This window comes from Gemmatimonas sp., assembly GCF_044345575.1.
GTDB lineage: Bacteria > Gemmatimonadota > Gemmatimonadetes > Gemmatimonadales > Gemmatimonadaceae > Gemmatimonas.
The window spans coordinates 1-5895 of record NZ_JBIJAW010000200.1; the positions used below are offsets into that span (position 1 = coordinate 1).

At 66.9% G+C, this 5895-nt stretch carries 4 protein-coding genes and 1 pseudogene; 3 read left to right on the forward strand and 2 right to left on the reverse strand.

Features of this window, described 5'->3' with window-relative positions:
* Window positions 1-876 (reverse strand): annotated as a pseudogene (locus ACIQ6O_RS11530) (hypothetical protein); the annotation flags it as partial.
* A gap of 212 nt (window positions 877-1088) precedes the next feature.
* Between ACIQ6O_RS11530 and ACIQ6O_RS11535 the strand changes: the two are divergent.
* Window positions 1089-3506, forward strand: coding sequence for a DPP IV N-terminal domain-containing protein (locus ACIQ6O_RS11535; protein WP_396207937.1), 2418 nt, complete (start codon window positions 1089-1091; stop codon window positions 3504-3506).
* 45 nt (window positions 3507-3551) lie between these two features.
* Here ACIQ6O_RS11535 and ACIQ6O_RS11540 read toward each other — a convergent pair whose 3' ends face one another.
* Entirely contained in the window at window positions 3552-4718 is a 1167-nt protein-coding gene (locus tag ACIQ6O_RS11540) for an MFS transporter (RefSeq protein WP_396207938.1), read from the reverse strand.
* Window positions 4719-4764: 46 nt separating this feature from the next.
* On the opposite strand from ACIQ6O_RS11540, the gene ACIQ6O_RS11545 reads away from it, so the two are divergent.
* Both ACIQ6O_RS11545 and ACIQ6O_RS11550 read left to right on the forward strand, forming a co-directional pair.
* Complete coding sequence (locus ACIQ6O_RS11545) at window positions 4765-5241, forward strand: hypothetical protein (protein ID WP_396207939.1); 477 nt, start codon at window positions 4765-4767, stop codon at window positions 5239-5241.
* Between the two features lie 67 nt (window positions 5242-5308).
* On the forward strand, window positions 5309-5895 hold a 587-nt coding region (locus tag ACIQ6O_RS11550), incomplete at its 3' end, for an AMP-binding protein (RefSeq protein WP_396207940.1).

The following is a 5895-nucleotide window of genomic DNA, read 5'->3' on the forward strand; positions in this document are numbered from 1 at the left end:
TTCTTCCCGATCGATCTTGGCGACCAGCACCCACGGGGTGTGCAGCACCGGGGCAATGCCGCGAAGCACCGGAACGCCGTCGAAATCGCGCGCATCGTCAGTACGGCGCAGCGCCTCGGCCCGGGTGTTGCCGATACGAATGAGGGGTGAAACGTCTCGAATGTCGCCGATACGTCCGGCGACCGCGATCGTGGAATCCGTACCCACCTGCATCAGCAGGTTGCGAAACGATTCGCTGGGAACGCCACCGCCGAGCAGCGGCACCAAGCGACTGTCGACATCGAGGACCAGATACAGCGCCCCATCGGGTGGCGCCGCGGAGTCCGCCGACAGACGGATGGGCGCCACCACGCCGTATTCCGTGTTGCCCTCGAACGTCGAGTGGAGCAGAATCGGCTGCGGACGCCCCGTCCGCAGGGTCGTGCGCAGGGCGGCGACTTCCCGCGCATCGAGCGAATCCGCGCGTTGCCTGGCCAGCGCGTTCAGGTTCCGGTCGAAGACCACGATGTTGTGGTATCCGTAGGCGCTGGACATATCGGCCATCGCTTCCTCGAGCTCACGGCGCTGCTCGGCGGTGGGCGTTGCGCCGTTTGTCGGGAACATGCGTACCAGTCGATCGCGCCGGGCGAGGATCCACGCATCGGCGATCCGTTCGTCGAGGTGCGCGCGAACGGCGGTCGCCCGTGCCCGGGCGATGGATTGCAGCAGCGCTTCGGTACTGGCCTGGACGCTCTGGGCGTAGTTGTGGTAGGCGCCGACGACCGTCGCCATGAGGATGGCGATGACGACGCCGAGCCAGACGAGTGGACGGAGCGACGGGCCGACGGGTCGGGATGGCTCGCCCGGCGGCGCAGATGGCAGATGGGTGGGTGGCATATCCTCCCCATAGACTACGCTCCCGTTCCGTTCGGCACACTAGGGCGTTCGACGACAGGACCAAACCTGTCGTCCGGTTCACAGAGCGGGAGGGGACGCGCCCCCGGGCCGTTGTCCGCGCGTGGTATTGATCAGGCCGTGTCCCGCCTGCACACTCATGGGCGAACGTACGGCGAACAGAGCCGTGCGTGTGGCCACCCTCCACCACGCTCATGTCCTCACCCTTCCGCTCTGCCCTCGCCGGTGCGCTGCTGCTTGCGCCGGCCGTACTCCCCGCCCAGCACGCGCGCGTCACCGCCGACGACTACGGGCGCGCCGAACAGTTGTTGCCCTGGAACGCGAGCCGCCTCGTGACCGGCGACGAGGTGAATCCCACGTTCCTCAAGGACGGCAATCGGTTCTGGTACCGGAACAAGACTCGCAGTGGTGCCGAGTATGTGCTGGTAGATCCGGTGCTGAACACACGCGGAGTACTCTTCGACAACGCGCGTCTGGCGGCGACCATGAGTCTTGCCGCCGACACCACGTACGATCCCGACCGCCTGCCGTTTCGGGCGTTCCGCTTCGGCAACGATGGTGACGACGAGCGCACCATCGAGTTCCGAGCCGGCAAGCGGCAGTTCGCGTGCAACATCGTGAGCTACAGCTGCGCCGCGAAGGACACCAGCTACAACGAAGCCCCGTTCGTGCTGTCGCCCGACAAGAAGCTGGAAGCGTTCGTGCGCGGCAACGACCTGTACGTACGCCCCCGCGGCGGCAAGGGCGACACCGTGCGACTGACGACCGACGGCGAGAACTACTTCGCCTACGGCGTGACTGCGGTGACGCCGCAGCAGGCGCTGCGTGGCAATCCCACGCGCCGCCCGAACGTGCGCTGGAGCCCCGATTCGAAGAAGCTGCTCGTGGTCCGGCAGGACCAGCGCAACGTGGGGCTCATGCCGTACGTGTCGTACACGTCGCAACGTCCGCGCCTGTTCACGCAACCGTACGCGCTGCCGGGCGACAGCATCGTGCCCACGCCGCACTTCTACGTGATCGAGGTGGCGTCGAAGAAGAGCACCAAGGTGGAGCTGCCGGTGCGCTTCAACATCGCCAGCATGAGCGGTTCGCTGCGCGACTCCACGTGGACGCCGACCTCGGACAAGGCGTACATCAGCGGCCTCGCGCGCGCGTCGAAGGCGGCGTACCTCGTGGAGGTCGACGCCAACACCGGCAAGGGCACGCTCATTGCGCGCGATACCGGCAAGACGTACGTGGAGATCTCCAGTCCGCGTGATCCCGAGAGCTGGTACGTGCTCAAGAGCGGTGAAGTGATCTGGTGGTCGGAGCGCGACGGCTACGGCCACCTGTGGCTGCTCAACAAGGATGGCAGCGTGAAGCGCCAGCTCACGAGCGGGACCTGGCAGGTGGGCGCGGTGCAGCATGTGGACGAAGCCACGCGCACGGTGTGGTTCACGGCGCGCGGCCGTGAGACCAACCAGCTGGTCTACAACACGCATCTCTATCGCACGTCGCTCGACGGCGGCGCCATTACGTGGCTCACCCCCGATTCGCTCAATCACGACGTGACCGTGAGCCCGAGCGGCAAGTACGTGGTGGATCGGGCCAGCACGATTACCGCGGCGCCGGTGGCCGCGCTGCGCGATGCGCTCACCGGGCGCGTGATCCGCACGCTCGAGAAGGCCGACGTATCGCAGCTGGTCGCGCAGGGGTGGAAGCGCGCCGTGCCGTTCACGGTGAAGGCGCGTGACGGGCTCACCGACATTCACGGCGTGATGTATCTGCCCTCGAAGCTCGACACTACGAAGCACTATCCGATCATCTCGCACATCTACCCGGGTCCGCAGGTCGGGTCGGTGGGCGCCTGGAGCTTCAAGGGAAGCGGAGAGCCCTTCGCTCTGGCCGAGCTGGGTTTTGTGGTCGTGCAGATCGACCATCTCGGCACGCCGGGGCGTTCGAAGGCCTTCCACGACAACTACTACGGCAACTTCACCGACAACGGGCTCCCCGATCACATCGCGGCGATTAAGCAGCTCGGGTCGCGTCATGCCTTCATCGATCTCGAGCGCGTGGGGATCTTCGGGCACTCTGGCGGTGGTTTCGCCAGCACCGACGCCATGCTGCGTTACCCTGAGTTCTTCTCGGTGGCGGTGTCCGGTGCCGGCAACCACGACAACCGCTCATACAACATCTACTGGGCCGAGAAGTATCAGGGGCTGCTGCGCCGTGATTCGACGCGCCGTGGCGAGGACAACTTCACGGCCTCGGCGAACAAGAGCTACGCCGCGAATCTTCGCGGCAAGCTGCTGCTGATGCACGGCGACATGGACGACAACGTGCACCCGGCGATGACCATCCAGGTGGTAGATGAGCTGATCAAGGCCAATCGGGATTTCGATCTGATCATGGCGCCGAATCGCGCGCATGGCCTCAACGAGTCGTATTTCATTCGCCGCCGCTGGGACTACTTCGTGGAGCACCTGGCGAAGGCCATTCCGCCGGTGAACTACAAGATGACGCCGGCGGGCGGACAGGGTGGATTCAGCACCGATGATGGTCCGGATGCGAACGACCTGTGGAATCGCGGCGCGTTCGACGAGCTGCTGGTGCCGCAGATCACGCCGCGGTAACGGCTGAAACTGATTTCGCGGAGGCGCGGAGTGGGGCGGAGGGTTTCAACGACTCCGCCCCCTTGATCGGGTGTCGTTCGCCACGAACAGCAGCCCGCCGAGGCAGATCGCGGCACCGAGAACGAACGGTGAACCGAGCCCGGCGAACGTGGCGATTCCGCTGCCGAGCACCGGGCCCACCACGCGACCGAGCGACGCCGCCGCCTGATACGCGCCCAGCACGCCACCACGCTCGTGGGCCTCAGCGGCGGCGGCCACCAGTCCGCTCATGCTGGGGTTGAACAGCGCTGAGCCCACACTAAACACCGCGAGCGCCACCAGCAGCACCGTCATGTTGGTGGCCAACGGAATGGCGGCCATGCCGATCGCCACGAGCACCACACCGATCGCGGCGAGCCGGCGGGCGCCGAACCGCACCGTGAGCCGGCCGATGATCCCGGCCTGAATGGCCACCGAAATCACGCCACTGAAGGCGTAGATCCAGCCGAGGGCCCGCGGCCCCACGCCCAGCCGCTCGGCCGAGAACAGGGCCAGCGCGCTCTGCATGAGGGCTACTGCGGCAATGACCACGAAGGTGGTGGTGAGCAGGCCGCGCAGTACCGGCCGGGAGAGGAAGACGCGCGGACTCTGACGAGGCGTGTGGGCCTGCCGGCGCTTCTCGGGGGGCAAGGATTCGGGCAGCCGCAGGGCGGTGAGCACGAGCGCCACGAGCGACATGACCGCTGCCGCATGCGCCACGCGCGCGAGCGAGCCGGCATTGTCGGCTTCATTACCGGCCAGCAACCCACCGAGCGCGGGGCCGAGAATGAACCCCATCCCGAAGGCCGCCCCGAGCAACCCGAGTGCCTTGGGGCGCGTCGCGTCGGTGGTGACGTCAGTCGTGTAAGCGTAGGCCGTGGAGATGTTGCCCGCGGCGAGCCCGGCCGCGATGCGCGAGATCGCGAGGGTGAGCCCGGTATCGGCGTAGGCGAGCATCCAGGTGGCAATCGCGTTGGCGAGCAGCGTGAACAGCAGCACCGGCCGCCGGCCGATCCGGTCGGACAGGCTCCCCCACAGTGGTGCGCCCACCAACTGACCGGCCGAGTAGAGTCCGATGAAGAAGATCACGGCCGATGGCGACACCCCGATGCGCTCCGCGTAGAACGGAAACACCGGGATGATCATCCCGAAGCCGATGAGATCGAGGAAAACGACGAGAAAGAGCGTGAACACGAGGCGGGGGGTGGCTGCCTGACGGGAGAAAGCGAAGATTGGGCGTATGAACGAGCCAAACGGCATGATGGGGCCCGGCACACCCGAGGACCCCGGCGAGCGCCAGGCGCGCATTCTTGAGGATCTGCAGGATGCGGTAGAACGCATGCACGTCCTTTCCCGTTCGCCGCAAGTCGTGGTCGCCAGCGGTCGGCGGGACGAAGGGGCCCGGCCGATGGCGTGGCAGGTGCTCTTCGAGCGCAGCCTCGGGCAGCATCCGCCGCTCCAGTATCGAGGCACGACCGCCATGCGTCTGCAGGCGGTGCTTGCCAACGGGCACGACAGCGAGCCCACGTTGGCCCCGGGCTGGTCGTGTTCACGCCTGGGTGACGCCATGACCACCGGGCCGGTGATTCAGGTATTCCGGGCCGATCGGCTCCCCGACGACGTGAGCCGAGCACTGGTGGGGGTCATCGTCTTCGAGGAAGACGGCCTGTCGCTCACCGGCGTTCGGGCTCTCGTGCAGGAGCTCGGGCTGCGGTAGCCGTGGGCTCCTGAGCGATCTCGGCCATACATGGCGCGGTGGGGACCCTCCCGGTACCTTCCGCGCCATGTCGCTTCTCGGACTTTTCGACCGCACGCTGATCGGCTGTGCGCAGCGCCCCGCGCTCGAATACGAGGGCGCCACGGGGACGATCACCACGCTCACCTTCGGTGATCTCGAATCGCGCAGTAATCAGCTAGCGCACGTGTTGCAGGCACGCGGCGTGGCGCGGGGCGACCGGGTCGCGTTCTATCTGGTGAATCAGCCCGCGATCGTGGATCTGTGGATCGCCTGCGTGAAGCTCGGCGTGATCTGTGTGCCCATCAACGTGCTGTATCGCGAGCGCGAGATTGCGCACATCGTGAGCGATGCGGCGCCGGCGGCGGTGATTACCACGGCGTCGCAGGCCGCGTTGCTCCCTGCGGGCACCGTCTGGTGGGATGTCGCCGAACTGGAGGTCGAGATGCGCGCCGCCGCTGCCGATCGCAGCGAGGCGTTGCGCGGCATCGGGATTGGCGCGGATACCCCGGCGGCGCTCGTGTACACGTCGGGCACCACCGGCGCCTCGAAGGGCGCGATTCTCACGCACGGCAACTTCGCGGCGAACGGCTTGGCGCTGGTGCAGGCGTGGGAGATCACGGCCGACGACCGCTA